The sequence below is a fragment of the Rhizobium ecuadorense genome (genome assembly GCF_001187535.1).
Lineage (GTDB): Bacteria > Pseudomonadota > Alphaproteobacteria > Rhizobiales > Rhizobiaceae > Rhizobium > Rhizobium ecuadorense.
Map to the genome: position 1 here is coordinate 1 of NZ_LFIO01001028.1, position 231 is coordinate 231.

The window sequence follows — 231 nt, forward strand, 5'->3', positions numbered from 1 at the left end:
GCTCGCCGGCAAACATGCCGACGCGGTCTTCACCAATGGCGGGCCGTTCGAGGATGCGCAGGCCTTCTACCGTCAGCTCAAGGACAGCGTGATTGCCCATGGCCGCAGCGCCGCGGAAGTAGGCATTTATCCTGGTATCGGGCCGATCGTCGGAGCGACGCAGGACGAGGCGGAAGCCAAGTATCAGGCGATTCGCAACCTCGTCACGACAGAGGAGGCACTGCTCTATCT

The 231-nt window shown here is 62.3% G+C and carries 1 protein-coding gene; it reads left to right on the forward strand.

The features are described 5' to 3' along the window. On the forward strand, window positions 1-231 hold a 231-nt coding region (locus AF337_RS18590), incomplete at both ends, for an LLM class flavin-dependent oxidoreductase (protein WP_152971134.1).